The organism is Idiomarina abyssalis (assembly GCF_900116625.1).
GTDB lineage: Bacteria > Pseudomonadota > Gammaproteobacteria > Enterobacterales > Alteromonadaceae > Idiomarina > Idiomarina abyssalis.
The window spans coordinates 106,541-128,654 of sequence record NZ_FPBE01000001.1 but is presented as its reverse complement, the minus strand read 5'-3'; the positions used below and the strand labels follow the sequence as shown (position 1 = coordinate 128,654).

Sequence of the window (22,114 nt, the reverse complement as noted above, 5' to 3'; positions counted from 1 at the left end):
GGGAGCTGCGGTGAACTGACGCGAAAACGCTATCGCCGAACTCAGGCGACAGCGTTTTCTAAGACACTTAAAAACTAATAGAAACGCCTGCCTGAAAACGGCGGCCGGTTACCGGTGCATCTTCTTTCAAGAAGGAGCTATGAACAAAGCCTAACTGGTTGGTTAGATTCTCCCCTTTTAAATAAAGGGTTGCACCGTAATTTGCCAGCCAGTCTGGATACAAGTTAACGCTCGCGTTCAGTAAACCATAGGCATCGGTCGTGGTTTCATTCAGTGCCGTTTTGTCCTGCTCTAAATAACGAGTGTAACCAAGTGAGCCATCCCAACTAACAGCCTGGTAGCGCAACTCGGTACCGACTCGCTGTGCAGGGATCCTCGGCAAATTGTCACCGTCACGCTGTTTTGCACGAGTATAATCACTAAAGCCGTGCACAGACCATTGATCATTCAATTGCCAGTCCAGCTCCAGCTCATAACCGTAAAGCTCTGCATCTACCTGACTGAACTGAACAACTTGCAATGCTTCTTCATGTTCATGTTCATGTTCGCCTTCATGTTCATCATGACCTTCATCACCATGGATTTGTTCACTGTTCAAGCCAGTAAAATCATCATAAATAAAGTCATCAACGCGGTTATAGAACACATTAGCGTTGGCGTGAAAGCTATCATTCTCGTAATGGAAACCAACATCGATATTATTTGATGTCTCGGTGCTAACCGCTGTATCACTTGCTTCAATGTGATACTCACCCCCCTCTTCCTCATGCAACTCATAAGCAAGTCCCAGCTCATAAGTCCGGGTTGCAAAGTGATTACCATTGGCAAACACTTCATTTGCAGCCGGAGCTCTTTCTGCATGGCTTAAATTAAATGAAACCGATGTGTGGTCGCTGAAGTGATACAGATAACCGGCAGAAGCAGAGGTCGCATCAAAAGTATCAAGCTTCTGCTCATCGCTTGAAAGCGAAGTGCGCTCGTGGCGAACACCTAGATCAACATGGTGCGCCCCAAACTCCTGTTCTACCACCCAGAACAACCCCTGAGTGCGGCGAGAGGTGTTAGGTGTGAAAGCTTCTTCGCCAAAAGCCGCTTTATCGCTTATGTCCCACTGCCAACCTACAGCACCTTCCCAGCCAGCGATTTCTTTATGCTGACCAATCAGTCGTATTTCTTTTTGCTTGTTTTCAAATTGAGTGGATACAAAGTTTTCCTCAATTTCCTGATGTTGATAATCCGTCAAAGCGCCACGAAAATCTAATCGATTAAAACCACTGAATGGATTGCGCCACTGGCCCGCTAACTGAATACGTTCTTGTTCCAGATGAGCGTACGGGCCAGACTCCTCAACGTGGTTTTCTTCTTCGCCATGCTCATCCTCATGTTCTTCTTCACCATGAGCGTGGCCGGGAATGCCATATTCCTGATAGAGCCCCTGATAGGATACGCCGAAGAACCCGTCATCAAATTGATAACTGCCGCCAACGGTTCCGCCTTCGGCATCGACAAAAGTGTTTTCAACGTGGTCAACGACTTCGCCTTCATCATTCATAAAAGAAGGTGTTTCATAATCATCTGCACGGCGAATAAAGGCATCGGTATAAAGTGCCCATTTCCCGTTGCCTATTTGTAAATCGTAAGAACCTTCTTTATTGTCATTATTATTGGACAGCGAAGCATTCGCATTGCCCTGTAAGCCATAAACAGGTTCTGAAGGGATGCGGTTATCAACAACGTTAATCACACCACCAATTGCGCCACTACCATACAGTAGTGTTGCCGGTCCTCTTAACACCTCAATTTGTTTAGCCGTACTGGTTTCCGTTGTGACGGCATGGTCAGGACTTCCCCGCGACACATCTCCGGTATCCAGTCCATTTTGAGTGATTTTCACCCGCGGGCCACCCAGGCCACGAATAATAGGGCTGCCTGCGACATTGGCAAAATGCGTGTTATTAATGCCGGGCTCTAATGCCAGTGTTTCACCCAAACTGTGCGCGTGCAGCTGTTTCAGCGCATCACCCGAAATAATGTTAACCGGCTGCGCTGATTCAAGCGCCGTTTTATCCAACGGACTTGCATTAATAACGATCACCTCGTACTCATTAAGGTGCTCATGTTCTTCTTCCTGCTGCGCTTGAGCAACAGTACTGGTTGCTAACAGAGCCAAGGTCAACGCATTCAATTTCATAAACTACTCCAGTAAAGCTGCGCTGTTAATGTAATAATATAACATTACAAAACCTTGATACGTTTTGCAACACTCTTTCAACTATCTACTCTGGTCGTCTTTTAGCTGCTGCGGTACACTAGCTCAGCTATTATGATAAAAATAAAACCAAAGGATACAACATGAAGCCATCCCATATTCTCTTACCCGCAGCGCTTAGCTTGCTTGTTGCAGCGTGCGGTGCGCCGGAGACAAAGTCACAAACTATTGATGTTAGTGCCGACGAAACAAATCTACGTGCTCATTTAGAATTTCTTGCCGATGATGACTTAAAAGGCCGTCAAACTGGCAGCGAAGGGCACGAAATTGCGTCGAACTACATTGTTTCTGAGTTTAAAAAACTCGGTCTGGAACCTGCTGGAGATGATGGCAGCTTCTACCAGCGTATTCCGTTTCGCAAAAGTACCCTAAAAGAAAACAGCGCCAGCATGAGCTTTGAAAGCAATGGTGAAGTGGTTGAATTTGAATTTCCGAAACAGTTTATTACCGGCCCCAGCCATTACAGCGAAAAAGATGAGATCTCAGCACCTCTGGTCTTCGTTGGATATGGCATGGAAGCGCCTGAATTTGGTTTAAACGACTACGACGGCCTTAACGTTGACGGTAAAATTGTGGTTATGCTGACTGGTCGCCCCGGTTTTCTGCCAAGCGAAGAAGGCGCTCACTTAGCTAACATAAAAACCGATATTGCTCGTGATAAAGGTGCAGTTGGAATCATTACCCTGCATACGCCTGTAAGAGAAAAAACGCGTAAGTATGAAACCAGTGTTTATTACACAAAAACACCTCGTATGACCTGGCTTGGTCCAAACGGTCTTCCCAAAGGCGAAGAGCAACAACTGATGGGCTCCGCCTACCTTGACGATGAACCTGCAGCGCAGTTATTTGCTAATGCACCAACTGAACTGAGTAAAATTTTTGAGCAAATCGAAGAGGACCCCGACTTCTCGCCAAAAGGGTTTGAGTTAGAAGGTACAGTGACTCTGGCACGCGAGTCTCGCCACGAAGAAATTACCAGCCCTAACGTTGCTGCCGTATTACCCGGCTCTCATGACACACTGAAAGATGAGTACGTTGTCTACACAGCACACTCCGATCATATTGGTGTTATCAAAGATATGAGCCGCGAGGACAACATCAACAATGGTGCGATGGATAATGCCAGCGGCGTTTCAGTTATGTTAGAAACCGCTCGTTTATTCGTTGAGTCAGGGCAGGAATTTGATCGCTCAATTATGTTCTTATCTGTTACGGCAGAAGAAAAAGGATTATTGGGTGCCGACTACTTCGCCAATAACCCGACTGTTCCGTTAAACAGTATTGTCGCTAACGTTAACCTGGATATGCCGGTACTGCTTTATGATTTTGCCGATATCATTGCTTTTGGCGCTTCACATTCCACTTTGGGTGAAACGGTCAGCAAGGCTGCAAAGCAGTTTGATACTGAACAAAGCCCGGATCCAATGCCGGAACAGGCTATTTTTACCCGTTCAGATCACTACACTCTGGTTAAAAAAGGCATCCCGGCCGTATTCCTGATGACGGGCTTTAATTCTCGTACTGAAGGTGAAGACGGTGGTGAGGTCTGGGGTAAGTTTTTCGCCGAGCATTATCACAAGCCGAGCGACGGACTGAACCTGGATATAAACTACGAAGCAGGAGCGCGTTTTACCAACATTAACTTTGCTATTGGTAAAGAGATTGCGAACGCTGATCAACGTCCACAGTGGCTGGAAGAGTCGTTTTTCGGTAAGCAATTTAACGACTAAGCTTATAGAGAAACCTTAGTTAAAGACTCAGGGGCCGCAAGGCCCCTTTTTAGTGTCTTAACGTCATTAAACTGTCATTAATGCTGCTTAAACTTTTGATATCGATAACTGCACAGCCGGAGCACTTATGTTATCTGTTGATAAAGTTGTTAGCGACAAGCTTCCCAATATTAAAGGTAAACCCTGGCTGGAAAGGCCAACTGCCTGGTTTTTGAGAAACCTGTTACACGAAGAGGACATTCAAGAGTTTGGAAGAAGTTCTCCTGCGCTGGAAGGCATCGACTTTGTTGAACATGCTCTGGATTATTTTAATTTCACTTACGCTTATTCATCACAGGCAATTGACAACATTCCTGTCAATGGACGTTTAGTCATTATTGCTAACCACCCCATTGGCTCTCTCGATGGATTGGCCTTGCTAAAGTTAGTCAGTGAAGTACGTAGCGATGTGAAAATAGTCGCCAACGAATGGCTTTCTGCACTCGAGCCTCTTAATTCGTTATTATTGCCGGTTAACGTTTTTGCAGGAAAGCCTAACCGTAAAGACATTCGGAGCATACACAGTCACCTCCATAACGAAGGCTGCGTTATTCTTTTTCCCGCAGGTGAGGTTTCGCGATTACGCCCTAATGGTGTGCGTGACACACACTGGCAAAGCGGCTTTTTGAAAATAGCCAAAGCAACTCAGAGCGATATATTGCCGATAAGGCTCGATGCTCACAACTCAGCATGGTTCTATACCGCTTCGATGCTTTATAAGCCGTTAGCCACAATGCTGTTGGTTAAAGAAATGTTCCGCCAACAGCAAAAACAAGTGAAATGTCACATTGGCCAGAAAATACCGGCTGAAGCCTTTATTCAACAGGGGCTCAGCATTAACCAACAGGTTAAACTGTTTAAAAAGCATCTATACCGTTTAGGAACGTCCAAAAAAGCAATATTTCCTACTCAAACAGCCATTGCCCGGCCGGAACCTCGTCAGCCTCTCAAAGCGGCAATAGAAGCCTGTGAGCAATTGGGGCAGACACCTTGCGGTAAGAAGATTTATTTGTATGAGTTTGACGGCAGTTCACCTATTTTGCGAGAAATCGGGCGTCTGCGGGAAGTCGCTTTTCGCACAGTTGGTGAAGGCACCTGGCGCAAGCGCGATCTTGATGAGTACGATACCTGGTACATGCATTTAATTCTGTGGGATCCGGATGATCTTGAAATTGCCGGCTCGTACCGTTTAGGTGACAGTAGAAAAATTATTGAAACCCGTGGACATTCCGGGCTCTACAGCCAGGGTTTTTACGAGTTTACGGCAACAATGAAAGAACTTCTGCCACAAAGTCTTGAATTGGGTCGTTCATTTGTACAACCGCAATACTGGGGTAAACGCAGCCTGGACTATCTTTGGGTCGGTATCGGTGCATTGTTACGTAAACACTCTAAGTATCGTTATCTGTTTGGTTCGGTCAGTATCAGTAATGCGCTGCCTCCGGAAGCTCAGGCTGCTCTGGTCAAGTTTTACAGCACCTACTTCCCGACTCAAACCGACATGGCTACAGCCAACATTCCTTATCGTTTAAACACTGACTCCACTGCTCCTGACTTTACTGGTACGAATTACACAAACGAATTTGTTCTGCTGAAAAGCTACTTAGCCAATATGGGTTGTTCAATCCCAACGCTCTATAAACAATATTCGGAACTGTGCGAACCAGGCGGGGTTCAGTTTCTGGAGTTTGGTGTCGATCCGGATTTCAACCATTCAATTGATGGACTGGTTCTGGTTGATATTACTCAGTTAAAAGAAAAAAAGCGCAGACGTTACTTAGAAACAAGGTAAACACTGGCTTGCTGATACCAGTCTCCCAATACAATACGTTTTGCCCAAGTGCCGTCACTAAGCGTAAAACAATGAACCGCAGGGCGGTGGGTGTGCCCATGAATTAACTGATTAACACTGTGTTTCTCCATCACACGAAGTACTTCCGGGTGCTGAGCATCCATTTTATAAAGCTGTGCGGGAGTTAGTTCGGGCTTTTGGCTGCTGGATTTTTTCCGTAACCGGTTCGCAATACGCATACGCCATGACAAAGGTAAGTTGCGCATAACACTCTTAACTAAAGGGTTCTGAATAACTGAGCGATAACGCAAATAGCCGGTATCTAAGGTGCAGAGTGTATCGCCATGCATAAGCAACACTCGTTCACCGTACAAATCGATAACCGTTTCATCGGGGAGAATGGTTAAGCCAACCTCGCCGGCAAAGCGTTCACCCACCATGAAGTCACGGTTTCCGGCCATAAAGTAAAGCCGCACACCCTTGTCTGTCATTTGTTTCAGTTGTTTTTTCACTTTTGCTGCAAATTCACTGGTATCGTCGTCACCCAGCCAGGCATCGAATAAGTCACCAAGAATATAGAGCGCATCGAGGTGCTGGTGTTGCTGACAAAAGTCACCAAAGGCAGCCAGAATATCTGGCCGCCCGGGGCTTAAATGTAAATCTGCAATAAAGCCAGTGGTCATATCGGTTAATCGTTAACTGAGACTTTCTCGATAACCACGTCTTCAACCGGTACGTCCTGATGAAAACCTGCTGAACCGGTTTTCACGTCTTTTATGGCGTTCACTACATCCATACCATCAACAACTTCAGCGAAGACACAATAGCCATAACCATTAGGTGTTTCATTTTGAAAGTTCAAAAAGGCATTGTCGTTCACATTAATGAAAAACTGAGACGATGCTGAATGAGGATCAGGCGTGCGCGCCATAGCCACCGAACCAACCACATTCGGTTTTGCTGTCGGAGCCTCGTTTTCGATGTTATCGCGTGTTTCTTTTTGCTTCATGCCAGGTTCGAAACCACCGCCCTGTACCATGAAGTTATTAATAATGCGGTGAAAGATTGTACCGTCATAAAAACCGTCGCGGGCATACTGTAAAAAGTTTTCTACAGTCTTAGGCGCTGTTTCGTTGTGCATTTCTAAAGTGATATCACCATGATTGGTATGTAAAACGACTTGCATTGAATGTACCTGTTTCATTGACTAAACCAGCTGATAGTGTACCAGAGCCTCGCCATCGGTGGTATCATAAGCCCCTTGTTTTCATCGCTAACCGATAGATAAGTAAGAGATAACATTATGGCATTAACCGTCTTTAATACCCTGACCCGCAAGAAGCAGTCATTTGAGCCAATCAAACCCGGTCACGTGGGTATTTATGTGTGTGGTGTTACCACTTACGACTACTGCCATATAGGCCATGCCAGAACTTATGTCGCTTTTGATATTGTCGTGCGCTATCTGCGTAAGCTTGGTTACGATGTTAAGTACGTACGCAACATTACTGATCTCGACGATAAAATCATTAAGCGTGCGGCTGAAAAAGGCGAAGACTTTCATCAGGTCACCGAGCGCTTCATTGGTGAGATGCACAAGGATTTTGACGCACTGAATTTAGTTCGCCCAGATATTGAGCCACGCGTTACCAGCCATATGGATGAAATTATCCAGATGATTGAAAGCCTCATCGAAAACGGCAACGCCTATGAGGCCGGCAACGGTGACGTTCTGTTTGATGTATCCACTTTTAATGACTATGGCAAACTCAGTCGTCAGGACCTGGAGCAGTTGCAGGCCGGAGCGCGAGTTGATGTCGACTCAGCAAAACAAGACCCGCTCGACTTTGTGTTATGGAAAGCCGCAAAAGCCGGAGAGCCCAGTTGGTCATCTCCCTGGGGCGAAGGACGACCCGGCTGGCACATTGAGTGTTCAGCAATGAACAAAAAGCACTTGGGTACCACCTTTGATATTCATGGCGGAGGTTCAGATCTGGCCTTCCCTCACCATGAAAATGAAATTGCTCAAAGTTGCTGTGCTAACCACTCTGAGTACGTAAAATACTGGATGCACAGTGGTATGGTGCAAGTCGACAATGAAAAAATGTCAAAATCACTGGGCAACTTTTTTACCATTCGCAGCGTACTGGAACAATACGATGCTGAAACGGTTCGTTATTTTCTGCTTTCGAGCCACTATCGCTCGCAACTGAACTATACTCAGGAAAACTTGGATCAAGCGCATTCCGCTCTGGAGCGCTTATACACCGCATTACGTGACATAAAACCGCAAGCCGCTAACGAAGCATTGCGTAGTCAATACTGGCAGAGCTTTCAGCAGGCAATGGACGACGACTTAAACGCGCCGGAAGCCATGAGCGTGTTGTTTGAAGTTGCCCGTGAGATTAACCGTAACCGTGACAGCGATCCGGACACAGCGGCTCAGTTAGCGCATGTTTTGATTGAGCTTGCAGAAGTTATGGGGCTGCTACAGCAGTCACCTGAAGAATTTTTACAGGGCGATGACGATGATGTCGCCAAAATTGAAGCGTTGATTGCTAAGCGAAATCAGGCCCGTGCAGATAAAGACTGGGCTGCAGCAGATGAAGCCCGTGACGAATTAACCAACATGGGTATTGTCCTGGAAGACGGTGCAGAAGGCACCCGCTGGCGTCGCGCTTAACCGACAAACTGATTAAGAGGTTTACTCTATGGCATTTGCTCAGTTGCAAATTGTTAGCTCACTAGCTGACGCATACTCAAAAGATGGTGCGGATGCACTTATCTTAATTGGAAACTTTGACTCTGTTGACGACTCAGCTCTGGCTGAAGTTATTCAACAGGCAAAAATCACCGACCAGCGAGTTGGCAAACAGCCGTTGCTGCTAAAAGCTGACGGAGTCCCGGGCCAACGTCTGGTTGCTGCACCTACTGGTCCTCTGAATCGTGATTTTGACGACGTTCGCCAGGTATTTGATGCCGCACACGCCGCCGCAAAAATGGCGCAAGATGCCGGTGCCCGCCACCCTGTTATCGCACTGAACAACGTAAATATTAACGACGAGCGTTATAAGCAGGCCTTTTTAGCGGCTTATCTGGGCTTTTGTCAGGCACTTTATCAGCCTCTTGAAGCGCGTGAAGCGCATGGTGAAGAAGCTATTGAACCGACTAAAAGCGTTATTTTAGTTGGTGAGCTGGACGCAGACTGGGCTATGGCAGTAGAAGCTGGTAAACGTGTTGCCCGCGACTTAGCAGGCACAGAGCCAGAGCGCATGGCGCCGCCTCGTTTTGCTGAATACTGCCGCCAGGCGTTTGCCCACACCGCTGTTAAAGTGACGGTTATAGACGACTCACAACAACTTCAGCACGAGTATCCGCTGCTGGCCGCGGTTGGACGTTCGTCAATGGCAGTAGAGCGCCACCGCCCTTGCGTTATACGCCTTGAGTATCATGGCAGCAAGCCAGAACGTACTGTTATGTTCGCCGGAAAAGGTATCGTCTACGACACCGGTGGCGCTGACCTGAAAGTTGGCGGTCACATGGCTGGTATGAGCCGTGACAAAGGTGGTGCAGCAGGCGTTGCCGGCTTCCTGAAAACAGTAGCTGAACTGCAGCCGGAACACCTGAATGTAATTGCAGAAATTGGTGCTGTGCGTAACAGTATTGGTTCCGATGCCTTTGTTGCAGATGAAATCATTACCGGACACAGTGGTAAGCGTGTGCGTATTGGTAATACCGATGCTGAAGGCCGCCTGATTATGGCCGACCTACTGTCTCACTTGCGTGAAGAAGCAGCGAAGAGTGACGGCGAGCACGAACTTTACACCGTAGCCACCCTGACCGGGCACGCAGCTCTGTCAAAAGGTCCTTATAGTGCACTGGTGCCTAATGGCCATGCACGTCGTCAGAAGCTCTCTCAGGCGCTGTTTGATGCCGGCGAAGTTTATGGAGACCCAACTGAAATTTCCTGGTCACGTCGCGAAGACTTTGATTTCGTGAAAGGTCGCACTCTGTGTGACGACTTACTCTCTTCGAACAATGGCCCGTCAGCTACAACACCTCGTGGGCACCAGTTCCCTATGGCGTTCCTGGTTGGTGTTTCCGGGCTGGATAACCATGGTATCGACAGCGAAAAACCACTTAGCTACATTCATATTGATATCGCAGGCAGTGGTGTTGAAGGCGGTGACTGGCAACACGGTAAACCGACAGCGGCGCCGGTTACCTGTCTGGCTGGACATTACTTAAAGAAATAAAGCCTTATAATGCACAAAAAAAGCCCGGCTCTGTTTTACCAGAGCCGGGCTTTTTTCTTTTATGAAGCCAGTTTTATGAAACGAAAGAAGGCCCGAAGCCGTTGGTCCATAAAATAGCGGTGGTTGCCATAAGTACAACCATAGCAATAAGGCCTGCTGTTACTACCGAGCTTGCATAAAGAAAGCCTCGCTCCTCAGGAATGTGCATAATAACCGGAAGACCTGAGTAAAGCAGGTACACGGAATAAGCCACACCGCCAAGGAAAACGACAGCCACAAACCACAGTTCCGGATACAAAGAAGCAATACCCGACATAATAACCGGCGTCGCCGCGTAGGCAGCCAGTTCTAACGACTTAGTAAAGCTCGGATCAGCACCGAAGGTTTTTGCCATCCAGTAAATTAAGTAGGCCAGCGCGAACGTTGCGCCCAGAATACCAATGTACATAGCAACAGCCATCATAAGTGCGCTGTTTTGCGTTAAATAAATAGAGTCCCGCGCGCCAATGCTCCAGCCCAGATGAGCCGAGGCATAATAAGCCGCCAGACAAGGTAAAATAGCAACTAATAAAACGTGAGAACAAGAGTAAAAAAAGCTTTCCCGCTTACTATCGATAGACTTCCATTCTTGTACTGGATGAGCGTATAGGCCCCAAATATGATTCAGTATCATAACTTCACTTCCCCATAGTACGCGGTCATACCGCCGAATTCTTAAATACGTTATAATTTTGATGCGGGTACTGCTGAAAAATTCACCCCATGTGTCTAATATTCAGCACCACCTCTTTTCTGTCAAGGCCTTTTGTTATAGAACGACGCCGAGTTTGTTAATTTATTTTGTATTTTTAAGTCAAGAAGGATCGCTGTGAATCATAGCCTCGTCGAACCTTATTTAAAGCTGTTAGAGCCTATCCGTTGTTTTTTACTTTGCCCAACACCGCAAGAGTGGATTCAGCAGGCAGCCCAAGAAGAAAACCTGCCAGTCATTTTACTTGATCACTTACATTGTGAGCTTAAAGCTGCGCAAAGTGCAGCTTTATTGCTGCGCCGTTATGCAGTTAATAAAGACCATGCACAAGCCCTGCTTGATGCTTTACAACCTTACGAAAACCTAGTCTACCGGGGCATTGGTGGAATTGAGCAAATACAACAAAGTAAGCAGCTGTCTCAAGCATTAAAAGCCGCAGAGTCACAGCCTTATGCCGACGAAATTATCGACAAAATGTCACGCCTTATCCGGGAAGAACTGCATCACTTTCAGCAGGTTCTTGAGATAATGCAAGCGCGTGATATTCCGCTGTATAAGCTCAGTGCTTCTCGCTATGCCGCCAGCCTGATAAGCCATGTTCGTACATACGAACCACAAGCGTTAATTGATAAGCTTATTATCGGCGCGTTGATAGAAGCGCGTTCATGCGAACGCTTTGCAGAGCTTGCTCCCTATTTGGATGAAGATATTACCCGCTTCTATGTATCGCTCCTACGCTCGGAAGCAAGACACTATCAGGATTATCTGGAATTGGCACAAAAACTCAGTGATACGGATATTACGGAAAGAGTGAATCAATTCAGAGAGTGGGAAGCGGAATTAATTACGTCTGAAGACACAGAACTGCGTTTTCATTCCGGAGTGCCGGCGCACGCTTAAGCGTGCACCGGTTCTTTACCAGTAAAGTTAAAGCTCTTCTAACTTTTTACCAGCTTCTTTGTCGTAGTAAACTTCTTCATCGAAGTCGTTTTCTGAACGCGCAACAACACAGCTGACCATCGCGTCACCAGTGACATTAACTGCGGTTCGGGTCATATCCAGCAGGCGATCAACACCAATGATGAGGCCAATGCCTTCAACCGGTAAGCCACTTTCTGCAATACCATAGCCAGCATAATAAGCCCCACACCTGGAACCCCTGCCGTACCAACTGAGGCTAATGTAGCGGTCATAATAACCATCAGATACTCAGCAACGCCTAAGTCCAGACCATACACCTGAGCAATGAAGACTGTTGCCACACCCTGCATAATCGCCGTACCATCCATATTGATGGTCGCGCCCAAAGGCACAGTGAAGGAACCAACGCTGTTACTGACACCTAAGCGGCGTGTAACTGTTTCTAATGTAATGGGCATGGTGGCATTACTACTGGCCGTACTGAAGCCAAATAATTGGGCGTCGCGCAGTTTACGCAAGAAGATACCGGGTTTTACCCGAGCCAGAACGCGCATAAATAGCGGATAAACAATCAAGCCGTGAGCTAATAAAACAAACAGAACCAGCAAGAAGTACTTCGCCAGACTGCCAATCATTTCCACACCGATTTCTGCAAACAGTTTTGCCATGAGTGCAAAAACACCGTAAGGCGCAACGTTCATCAGAATAACCACCAGCTTCATAATGACGGCGTTTAGATCGTCAAAAAAGCCTTTTAAACGCTCTCCGGGTTTGCCAATTAATGCCATCGATATACCAAACAGCAACGCAAACACAATAATTTGCAGCATGTTGCCTTCGGCCATCGCGTTAATCGGGTTGTCCGGGAACAGATTCACAATGACCTCACTCACTGAAGGCGCTTCACTGGGTTCAAAATCAGCATCAGAAGCACGTTCAATACCCGACCCCGGTTGAATCAAAATGGCCGCGGTAATTGCAAAGGTAATGGCTATTGCTGTGGTTATCATATACATACCAACAGCTTTACCGCCTAAACGGCCCAGTTTACTGGGGTCGCTCAGCGAGCATGTACCAACAACCAGTGATACAAACACCAGCGGAACAACCAGCATTTTTAATGAGGTAATGAATATTTGGCCTACAACGTCAAAAAGACCATTGGTTAAATACAATGAAACCCAGGCGTTATCGCCGGCAACGTAACGAATAAAAGTACCGAGAATGATCCCAGCGACCATACCAATGACAATGCGGCTAGTCAGGCTGAGTTTTTTCTTTTCGCTCATAAGCGTCCTTTATTATTCATTCTTAAAAAACTGCAACAGCCTAGCAGAAAGCCTTTAAATAAACAGCTATAAAACTGCAAAGCTGGGCTGAATACCTTTTATTGTGAGACATCTGACCGAGTTAATGAAGTCTTAAGTGTATGAATGATGACAGACATACCTTTAGCAAAACGCTCACTCAGCGGTTTACGAATAACATACTGTAACTGAAGTACATCAAAACCTTTATGTTGCTTCATTAACCACGCGTCGCTGGTAGTTACCTCGTCAATCAAGCCCAGCTCTTTCGCTTCCTGGCCTGACCAGACTTCGCCCGTTGCGACTTTATCTATATCCAGCTCTGCACGGTTTTCCTGCACAAAAGACTTAAACTGACGATGAATGGCCTCTAAATCCTGCTTAAACTTACGACGTCCTTCATCGGTGTTTTCACCAAATAGCGTCAGGGTGCGTTTATATTCACCTGCTGTTAACTGCTCAAAGTCAACATTATGCTTTTTCAGGAACCGATGAAAATTAGGTATCTGCGCCACCACACCAATTGATCCAATAAAGGCAAAAGGCGCAGCCATGAGCTTGTGACCAACGCAAGCCATCATATAACCGCCACTTGCTGCGACCTTATCAATAGCAACATTGACCGTTAGCTTTTGTTCTCTCAGCCGCTGTAACTGAGCAGCAGCCAAACCATAACCATTGACGACACCACCACCGCTTTCTAATCTCACCAGTACTTCATCTTTCTCAGTGGCCAGGTTCAGAATGGCGTTGACTTCATGGCGTAAGCTATCAACTTCTTTAGCGTCCATACTGCCTTTAAAGTCTATAACAAAAAGCCGCTTTTCTTTATTCTCTGTCGCTTTCTTTTTCTTTAACGCTTTCAATGCTTTTTTCTGCGCTTTTTTGTCCATCAGTTCAATTTTTAACTGCTCACTGAGTTCGTTCAGCTCTTTAGACAAATGGGTTACCTGCAGGTCACCTTTGCTCTTCTTCTGCTTCTGCGCCGCCTGCGCCAATAGCCCTACAATAAAGCCAATCGCTACCACAATAATGGCTGCTTTTAGCAAAAAGCTTCCAATATCAGCAACAAAGTCCATACCACTCTCCTAAAACGAAAAAGGCCAGCATAGTTGCCGGCCTTTGAATACTTAGTGTTCAATAACCTGAGAGTTATTCTACCACTTCTTCGTTAGTTACTGGTAATTGCATCATGTCCGCAGCAAACCAGAACGCAATTTGCTGCTGCATTTCAGCGGTCACCGCTCCCGACGCTGAAGAGTCAACCAGTGAACCGTGCTCTGCATCACCACCGAAGCGAACAATACCCGATACCGGAGTACCGTCTTCAGATGTTGTTGTGGTTGAGATACCCTCCAGGCCAAGTAATGCAGCCAAAGGCTCTGTTCCTGCTAAAGGTTTATTCTCAACGGCATTTGGAATAACCGAATCACCAATGGCTTCAATCATGAATACAGGCGTTTCAGAAGCAACGACATCACTTGCGTAGTTAACCGGGTCTCCCGAGTCGACAACAGTTTGTGCTGCAAATGCGAACTGCTCAAAGGTTGCATTGATTTGCGCAACCTGCTCGGCAGATGCTTGCTCCATGAAACCTGCGTAGAACTGCTCTAATGTAGCGCCACCAGCAATAGCCTGATCAGCTGCAGCCTTGAACTCTGCGTTAGAAGAGTACAGTAAAGTCGCTTTAATCGTCGGTCCAAAGCTGTCAGACGCCAGTAAGAAGTTAGCCAGACTACCACCCGGCATCCCTAAGCTAGAAGCTTGCACAGCAAATTGTCCGTCAAGTGCCCCTAATGGGTTATTCTCACCAAAGGAAGTATTTGCTAACGCGGTAAAACCAGTACCTGCAATGGCACCCAGAGAGTGTCCCACAAAGTGAACATCCTGACCGTTCAACTCTTCTCCGTCCAGCGACTGGAAGTAGTTCAGGCTTAAACGCAACCCAATAAGGTCAGTAATTGACTGGCGCAAATTATCACGCGTTGTCAGCAAACTGCTCAAATTCATATAAGCAGTAACACCACTTTCACTGGATGCATCAATATCATCAGTACCATCGCCATCAACATCGAAGGCGCGTCCGCCGTGTAACGGGTGGTCTATAGCTACTGTCGCAAAACCGGCTACTGCAAAAGTGCCTGCAATTGCCGCAGCATTTTCTTTCTCACCGGTAATACCGTGTTGGAAAATCACAACAGGCCAGCCGTTCTCAGGCGCAGTTAAAGGTTCCAGTCCCATTTGAGTGCGAACGCCATTAGCAGTTGCTAAATCAGGAATCGTAACAAAGGCTTCAACAGTCTGGTCACCCTGCTTTTCCGGTACCGGATTGTACTTAGTCAGATGACGCTCTTCGTCGACACCTTCAATATCAAAACACGCATTAGGTGGCAGCATTAATGAAGGGTCGTCAATCATTTCTGCACTAATACCTTCAGCAGCCGGGTCAATTTCACCCGCCTGAAGCCCGTTCAGGATAGCTGCTGGGCTGTCACACATAGCAGTCCAGCGACCAGTTAATGGTGCCGTTGGATTCTCAGCGCTAGGTAGCGGAGAGTAGTATGGTAAATCAACCTGTCCACCATAGACTTTAGCCGCGCTTGCCGCAGCCAACGCATTTGGATCTTCAATTCCTGCGCCGGATAACACAACGTCTAACGTATAACCCTGAGGAGCAGCCTGCATGACAGGTGGGTTAGACGCAGCAACCTGCTGCCCTAATAAACTTTTCGTTACGCCAAGAACCTCACCCACAGACTGTGTTGTAAAGTTGGAGCTATAAATAACACCTTCAGGGTCAACGCCATACTGCGCAAGAGCGCCTTCATAGCTATTGACCAGGCCTTGTAAAGCTAATGCGCTTGCATCACCGGATACTGGATTCTCTTCCGCATCACGCTTCATCAAGGTATAAGTCTGTGACGGTTTAACATCGCGTCCAAGTGAGTCCTGAATATTATTAGTCAATACAACCAAATAGCCGGTAGCTGGCTTAAATGGACGTAAAGGAACAACCGCAACACTGCCTTCGCCTGTCGCTTTAACAATAAAATCAGTACCATGCTGAAGCTCACCGGTTACCGCACATACCGCAGCCGGGTTAGCAGCCGCACAGCCAGCCGAAACGTCACTGCCGCCCTGAATGGTTTCAAAGACACGTATAGAGCCTTGTGCTTCCAGGCTAGCCGACTCTATGATGACTTGTTCACCGTTTTCGTCAACCGGCAACGAGAAGTCAAAGGTTAATGTTGAGTGAGTTCCCCAACCATCAAGTGCATTAATAGCAACCTGAGGGTTAGCCGTGTCTGTCGCGTCAGCAACAGGTAAGTTCAATGTGCCGTCAACTGAACCACTTAACAGTATGTTCGTTGGCGCAGATAATGCGCCGTTTGACGGATCAAACACCACGCGTGATGCTGCAACATTAACTTCACTTTCCGTAATAGGCGCTTCGTCACCGCTACCACAGCCTACCAGGCTAAGAGCAGAACCAATCGCAAGTGGGAGTAATAATTTCTTCATGAGGTATCCCCAATCCTTTTTTATGTTTTGTTATTCTATGCCTTCTCTTAACGATTTTTATACACCTGTATGAATTAAGATGAAAGGCTTTTTACCGATTTTTCGTTCGTTTGCTGAGAAGTTACTCGATTATCGTTACAATAGCCTACTCACCCGACCACAGTCCAATGGTATTAAGAAACTGTTATGGAAATTAAAACCGTACATGATTATCAGGCAAGTCCTGAGCTTTTGAAAAATAAAGTGATTTTAGTTACTGGTGCCGGTGACGGCATTGGCCGTCAGGCGGCTCTAAGCTTTGCCAAACACGGCGCTTCGGTTATTTTACTTGGCCGCACGGTCAGTAAATTAGAAGCGGTTTACGATGAAATTATTGCTCAGGAAAGTCCGCAACCGGCAATTATTCCTCTGGATTTAAAAGGCGCAACGGAAAATCACTATCGCGATATGGCAGCAACTATAGCGGATCAGTTCGGTAAATTAGACGGTGTACTGCATAATGCTGGCCTGCTGGGTATCTTGTCACCTTTTACGCATATTGAAAAAGACAGCTGGGACGACATCATGCAAGTGAATGTTACCGGCCAATTTGCCATGACAAAGGCACTTATTCCGGTAATGGAAAAGTCGTCCAGTGCATCGTTAGTCTTTACTTCTTCGGGTGTCGGCAGAAAAGGTCGTGCCTTCTGGGGCGCTTATTCAGTCAGTAAGTTTGCAACCGAGGGTATGGCACAAGTTATTGCTGACGAATACGAAGGTACCAAGCTACGGACCAATGTAATTAACCCGGGTGCCACGCGCACCTCGATGCGCTCTAAAGCCTACCCGGCGGAAGATCCTAAGTCATTAAAAACACCAGCAGACCTAATGCCAACTTATTTATATTTAATGGGTGACGACAGCATTTCCGATAACGGACTGTGTTTTGATGCTCAGTGAACTGAAGGCTTTGAACTGACGTATCGGTTAAAAAGAAACGTGTTACACTCAATAACATGCATAATTAATTAGGTCACGTCTATGACATCGAAGCTACAGCAGCAAGCCATAAATGTACTCAAGCTTGCTTTGCCCTTCAGCGCATTATTAAGTATTCCGGCGGTAGCTCAACCGCCGGAAATAGAGATATTTGATAATGTTCGACAACAACATTGGGTGGGCGTCAGCCCTGTAAGCCGCAATACAATATGGCTTTCCGGTGAAAAGGGAACTGTAGCCAGAACCACGGACTCGGGTAAAAGCTGGCAATATTTTCAGCCGGGCCCCGAAGACCTTGATTTCAGAGATATTGAAGCAATAGATGATCGCCGTGCCTATGCGCTCAGTGTCGGTAATGGTGGTCAATCCCGCATCTATTACACTGACAATGGTGGCAATAGCTGGCGTTTACGTTACCGCGGCGAATCAGACAGCTTCTTTAATTGTATGGCGCTTTCGCCCAGTGGTGAAGCCTGGGTTCATGGCGACAGCGTTGGTGACGAGTGGCGCATGGTTCGTAGTGCCGACGGTCGTAACTGGATGCAAGTACGCAGCGCTGTATCTGAGCCACCTCAGTCAAATGAAGGTGGTTTCGCGTCAAGTGGCAGTTGCGCACGGTTTAATAATGACAACTGGATGATAGCAACCGGTAACGCCGATAAAGCCAGAGTATTGATTAAAGGTTCCTTCGGAATTCGCTTCCGAGTAGTAGAAACACCAATGCAGGCGGGCCCAATGGCCGGTATCACCAGCGTGTGGCCAGTTAATGAGAAAACTTTTTACATTGCCGGTGGTGACTTAAACGATGCTTCCAGCAACGAAGATCGCTTGTGGCATTATCAAAATGAAGAATTTACTGCTCTGTCGGAACCACCAATAAACGGGGCACTTTATAGCTTAAGCCTGATTGATCACAACGGCTCCTGGCTACTGACCTCTAACCCTCAGGGTGCTGCTGCCCTTAACCTGGACAACAACGAGTGGTTTAAACTGTCTGATTCCAATATCTGGAACATCCAGTGCCACGACGACATCAGTTGCTGGCTGGTCGGTAAAGACGGATATGTTGGTCGCTTGCAGTGGCAGGCGCCGCAAGAACGCACAAAGCTCTAAAGCGATCTTATGCCGCCGGCGCTCCAAGCAGAGCCAGGCCACCTAGTAAATGACGGCTATTAAAGCCATGTCGCTTCAATACGTTAGCCACAACCTGGCTTCTGTTTCCTGAACGACACAAACAGATAATGTCGCGCTCACGCAAATGAGGGTTGCTGTGTATGAACTGAGCAACTTCGGTAAGCGGGACATTAATGACCTCTGCACAGCAGGGCAAGTCCGTTAACACGTGTTCTTGCCGTTCCCGAACATCAACAATGACAAGATCTTTTCGATGCCAAAACTCGTCGGTATCCCCAATAGGAATATTAACGCCATCGTCAACACGACAGTCACCACTTAATTCACAAGGTGTGTAAACAAGGTGATGCTCAGGGTCGCGTCCGGGACAAATCAGTGTATTTTCACCGATGAAGCCTTCGTAAGCTTGAGGGGACGCTTCCGCACCAGTAAATAAAAAGTCAGAATGAACCAAAGCTTTAAGTGTCGCCGATTCGCTCAGAACATAAACCGGATTACGCGTGCCGACACGGAACAACCTGCGTTCACCGATACTAATACAGCCTATAACGCTGTCTTCGCATTCCACAGGAGCCACATCACACAGTCCGGTAGCGGCTTTAGGCCAGCCGAATACATCATATTCATCAATAGACTGAGACGGTATGAGTATTGGCAACAGCAACTCAATTGACTGACTCATTACTGAATCTGCAGCTGAACAGACAACAGCTTTCACACGGTAATGCTGGCAGCTGACAATATTCTCAATTCGCCCAGCTAATGCGGGATGTGGATCAACGACTGCAATTTCCCTGGCCTCGCGATCAATAATCAGATAACAACAGTGATCATCGTATTTGAGTTGAACTACGCCATCGAGTTGAGCGTCATTATCGTTGTTTGTATCCGCTACAATCAGGCAGGAATTTCTTAACGCATCCGCAGCCTGCTGGATTCGAACACAGGCTTCATTAATTTCTTCCTGTTGAGTGGCAGGCCCAAAAGATAATCGGATAGCCGAACCACTGCGCCATTCTTCTAGCCCCATGGCGTCCAGCACAAAGCTTTTTGTCACCTTTGAGCTACAAGCCGAGCCCGAGCTCACTCTTATCTGGCAGGCATCAAAAACATCCATAATATCGCGAGACGCAACACCTTCTACCGAGAAGTTCAGTGTGGTCGGCACTGAAATGTCTAAGTCATGATTAAATACAATCGAAGGAAAAGCTGTGCTTAGGGCATCAACCAGCTGGTTTCGGTAACTCTGCAGAGTATCATCGTTCTGAAAACGGTTATTACTCTCGTCCTGCATTAACTCAAACAACGCATTCAACGCCGCAATTCCCGGTAAATTCTCTGTTCCTGAGCGTTGCCCTGACTCCTGCCCACCACCAATTATCAGGGGTGTATAAGGCGCTGCGTCTCTGACCGCCATAAATCCTATGCCTTTTGGCCCATACAATTTATGACCACTAAAAGGCGCATAATCAATGGTGGTAGCATCCAGGTTCAACGCCTTCTTACCTAATGCCTGAACACAGTCGACCATCCAGGGAACATTCGGGTTGTGCTGACGGATAACCTTTTCTAATTGCTCAAGGTCCTGCACAACTCCGGTTTCATTATTTACCGCCATGGTACATATCATTGCTGCATCTTTTGCGTGCTGAGCAATAAACTGAGTGTCTAACACCCCCTGTCTATTCACAGGAATAGCAACCAATTGCGCATTTAACCCTAAAAGCTTGTTCCAATGCTCCAGCGCCTGCGGCACAGCCTTGTGCTCAGTGGCACCGTAAAGTAACAGCGTTTTTCTATTGCCAGGCTCGGCTTGCATCGCGGCGTATATTGCGGACACAACCGCGGTTTGTATCCCTTCTGTAGCCCCGCTGGTAAAAATAAGCCGACCGGAGGTTAAACCAACAGTCTTTCGCGCTAGCTGACGAGTTGTATCCAGAATATATCGTGCTTTCAGGCCAGTAATATGGCTACTTGATGGGTTACCGAAAACGGTTTCCATGGTATGGGATACCGCTTCAATAATTTCAGGAAGTACAGGAGTGGTGGCGTTACAATCCAGATAAAGCTCATTTGCATTTGTCTGAATATCGATTGGTTTCATGCCACCCTCCTACTTACCAAAAAGTTATATGTTTATAACCTTTTTTACTAAAAGGGTCAATGAATCTGATTTTCCTTCCAGATTTCTTCTTTCTTCATTCTCTCTTTGCGTTTCTCGCAAGGGTTGTCACAGTCACAGGCCTTTTCCATGCCTAATGCACCAATGCCACCACAGCTGCCAGAAATTGTTTTTCGTTGCACCATATAACCAATGGCCATCGCCAGTACAACGATTACAAACAAAGCGAATACCATTATAAAGGTTTGCATTAAAACTCCTACTCCTGCTCGCTCAACAACGGCTTGAATGCGTCGCTGATATACTCATTAAAACCCTCTTCTGTTTTATAGATGAGCATGACTGCTAAATTCTGTTTCCGTGCAAATGCTTTTGCTTTATCGGTTCCCATAACCAGTAAAGCCGTTGCATAAGCATCAGCAGACATCGTATCGTCGGTATAAACCGATGCCGAAACTAGATTATGCTGTATTGGGTAGCCTGTCGCCGGATCAATAATATGTGAATAGCGACGCCCGTCTTCTTCATAGTAGTTTCGGTAATCACCGGATGTTGCCAACGCGCCGTCTTTAAATTGGACAACACGTTGCACGGCTCGTTCCGTAGAAACCGGTTTTTCTACAGCCAGCCGCCAGGACGCTTCATCAGGCTTACCGCCTTTGGTAAGAACTTCACCACCAATTTCCACAAGGTACTGCTTTATCCGCAGCTGATCGAGTAAATGGCCAACTCGGTCAACACCATAGCCCTTTGCTATTGTTGATAAATCGACATACATCTCGGGGTTGTCTTTTATCAGTTGATGGTTTTCAACACGTAGCTTCTGGTAACCTGTTTTTTCACGAACGTTCTGTAGTTCTTTGTCAGACGGCTCTTCTTCCGGCCTCGCCTGAGGACCAAAGCCCCAAAGGTTAACTAAGGGCCCAACCGTTATATCGAGAGCCCCCTCGGTTTGCTCTGCAATTTCTAAAGCACGAGTCACCACTCGCTCAAGCTCACGGCTAATAACTACCGGCTCAGTACTTTCAAATTGATTAAATTGAGACAGTTCAGAATTCGGGTCGTAAGTCGACATTTGGGCGTTTACACGTTCCAGCACAATATCAACTTTACGCTTAATCTCTTCTTGATTGTGTCTGGGATCTTTAGTGTATAGCGTAACACTGTAAGTTGTTCCCATTGTTTCGCCGCTAAATGCAATTTTTTCTGGTGCATCTGAGCAAGAAACTAAAAAGGCCAGCCCCATAAGGGCTAGCCAAATTTTAGCGTTCGATACTTTCAGGAACATCATGG

The 22,114-nt window shown here is 46.7% G+C and carries 16 protein-coding genes and 1 pseudogene; 7 read left to right on the top strand and 10 right to left on the bottom strand.

Annotated elements, in window-relative coordinates; genetic code table 11:
* Nucleotides 1-67: 67 nt before the first annotated feature.
* Nucleotides 68-2,191, bottom strand: a complete 2,124-nt coding sequence (locus BM359_RS00630) for a TonB-dependent receptor domain-containing protein (protein ID WP_054486949.1) — start codon at nucleotides 2,189-2,191, stop codon at nucleotides 68-70.
* 161 nt (nucleotides 2,192-2,352) lie between these two features.
* On the opposite strand from BM359_RS00630, the gene BM359_RS00625 reads away from it, so the two are divergent.
* Nucleotides 2,353-3,999: a M28 family metallopeptidase gene (locus tag BM359_RS00625; protein WP_054486947.1), complete on the top strand. Its 1,647-nt coding sequence runs from the start codon at nucleotides 2,353-2,355 to the stop codon at nucleotides 3,997-3,999.
* 127 nt (nucleotides 4,000-4,126) lie between these two features.
* Entirely contained in the window at nucleotides 4,127-5,830 is a 1,704-nt protein-coding gene (olsF, locus tag BM359_RS00620) for a bifunctional ornithine lipid synthase OlsF (RefSeq protein WP_054486944.1), read from the top strand.
* On the opposite strand, the gene BM359_RS00615 is transcribed toward olsF, so the two are convergent.
* Both BM359_RS00615 and BM359_RS00610 read right to left on the bottom strand, forming a co-directional pair.
* Nucleotides 5,812-6,513 carry a UDP-2,3-diacylglucosamine diphosphatase gene (locus tag BM359_RS00615; RefSeq protein WP_054486942.1) on the bottom strand — a complete coding sequence of 234 codons (702 nt, stop codon included), beginning with the start codon at nucleotides 6,511-6,513 and terminating at the stop codon, nucleotides 5,812-5,814. The genes olsF and BM359_RS00615 overlap by 19 nt on opposite strands.
* 5 nt (nucleotides 6,514-6,518) lie before the next feature.
* Nucleotides 6,519-7,016: a peptidylprolyl isomerase gene (locus BM359_RS00610; protein WP_054486941.1), complete on the bottom strand. Its 498-nt coding sequence runs from the start codon at nucleotides 7,014-7,016 to the stop codon at nucleotides 6,519-6,521.
* A 117-nt stretch (nucleotides 7,017-7,133) separates the two neighbouring features.
* On the opposite strand from BM359_RS00610, the gene cysS reads away from it, so the two are divergent.
* Nucleotides 7,134-8,513: a cysteine--tRNA ligase gene (gene cysS / locus BM359_RS00605; RefSeq protein ID WP_054486939.1), complete on the top strand. Its 1,380-nt coding sequence runs from the start codon at nucleotides 7,134-7,136 to the stop codon at nucleotides 8,511-8,513.
* 28 nt (nucleotides 8,514-8,541) lie between these two features.
* A complete protein-coding gene (locus tag BM359_RS00600) occupies nucleotides 8,542-10,086 on the top strand; it encodes a M17 family metallopeptidase (protein WP_054486937.1) in 1,545 nt (514 codons plus the stop codon).
* 73 nt (nucleotides 10,087-10,159) lie between these two features.
* Here BM359_RS00600 and BM359_RS00595 read toward each other — a convergent pair whose 3' ends face one another.
* Nucleotides 10,160-10,759 carry a Yip1 family protein gene (locus tag BM359_RS00595; protein WP_054486935.1) on the bottom strand — a complete coding sequence of 200 codons (600 nt, stop codon included), beginning with the start codon at nucleotides 10,757-10,759 and terminating at the stop codon, nucleotides 10,160-10,162.
* Nucleotides 10,760-10,954: 195 nt separating this feature from the next.
* Between BM359_RS00595 and miaE the strand changes: the two genes are divergently transcribed.
* Nucleotides 10,955-11,737 (top strand): tRNA isopentenyl-2-thiomethyl-A-37 hydroxylase MiaE, encoded by a 783-nt coding sequence (gene miaE, locus BM359_RS00590; protein ID WP_054486933.1) that lies wholly within the window; start codon nucleotides 10,955-10,957, stop codon nucleotides 11,735-11,737.
* A gap of 27 nt (nucleotides 11,738-11,764) precedes the next feature.
* Here miaE and BM359_RS00585 read toward each other — a convergent pair.
* The 3 genes and pseudogenes from BM359_RS00585 to BM359_RS00575 form a co-directional block, all read right to left on the bottom strand.
* Nucleotides 11,765-13,047: pseudogene (locus tag BM359_RS00585) on the bottom strand (dicarboxylate/amino acid:cation symporter).
* A gap of 98 nt (nucleotides 13,048-13,145) precedes the next feature.
* Nucleotides 13,146-14,144, bottom strand: a complete 999-nt coding sequence (gene sohB, locus BM359_RS00580) for a protease SohB (RefSeq protein ID WP_054486931.1) — start codon at nucleotides 14,142-14,144, stop codon at nucleotides 13,146-13,148.
* Nucleotides 14,145-14,217: 73 nt separating this feature from the next.
* Complete coding sequence (locus BM359_RS00575; RefSeq protein ID WP_054486929.1) at nucleotides 14,218-16,587, bottom strand: VolA/Pla-1 family phospholipase; 2,370 nt, start codon at nucleotides 16,585-16,587, stop codon at nucleotides 14,218-14,220.
* 186 nt (nucleotides 16,588-16,773) lie between these two features.
* Between BM359_RS00575 and BM359_RS00570 the strand changes: the two genes are divergently transcribed.
* Both BM359_RS00570 and BM359_RS00565 read left to right on the top strand, forming a co-directional pair.
* Nucleotides 16,774-17,526, top strand: coding sequence for a YciK family oxidoreductase (locus tag BM359_RS00570; protein WP_054486927.1), 753 nt, complete (start codon nucleotides 16,774-16,776; stop codon nucleotides 17,524-17,526).
* Between the two features lie 81 nt (nucleotides 17,527-17,607).
* Nucleotides 17,608-18,678, top strand: a complete 1,071-nt coding sequence (locus tag BM359_RS00565) for a WD40/YVTN/BNR-like repeat-containing protein (protein ID WP_054486925.1) — start codon at nucleotides 17,608-17,610, stop codon at nucleotides 18,676-18,678.
* Between the two features lie 7 nt (nucleotides 18,679-18,685).
* On the opposite strand, the gene BM359_RS00560 is transcribed toward BM359_RS00565, so the two are convergent.
* The 3 genes from BM359_RS00560 to BM359_RS00550 are packed head-to-tail and all read right to left on the bottom strand — an operon-like array spanning nucleotide 18,686 to nucleotide 22,112.
* Nucleotides 18,686-20,803, bottom strand: coding sequence for an aminotransferase class V-fold PLP-dependent enzyme (locus BM359_RS00560; RefSeq protein WP_054486923.1), 2,118 nt, complete (start codon nucleotides 20,801-20,803; stop codon nucleotides 18,686-18,688).
* Nucleotides 20,804-20,859: 56 nt separating this feature from the next.
* Complete coding sequence (nqrM, locus tag BM359_RS00555; protein WP_054486921.1) at nucleotides 20,860-21,072, bottom strand: (Na+)-NQR maturation NqrM; 213 nt, start codon at nucleotides 21,070-21,072, stop codon at nucleotides 20,860-20,862.
* Between the two features lie 8 nt (nucleotides 21,073-21,080).
* Nucleotides 21,081-22,112 carry an FAD:protein FMN transferase gene (locus tag BM359_RS00550; RefSeq protein ID WP_054486919.1) on the bottom strand — a complete coding sequence of 344 codons (1,032 nt, stop codon included), beginning with the start codon at nucleotides 22,110-22,112 and terminating at the stop codon, nucleotides 21,081-21,083.
* Nucleotides 22,113-22,114 lie beyond the last annotated feature (2 nt).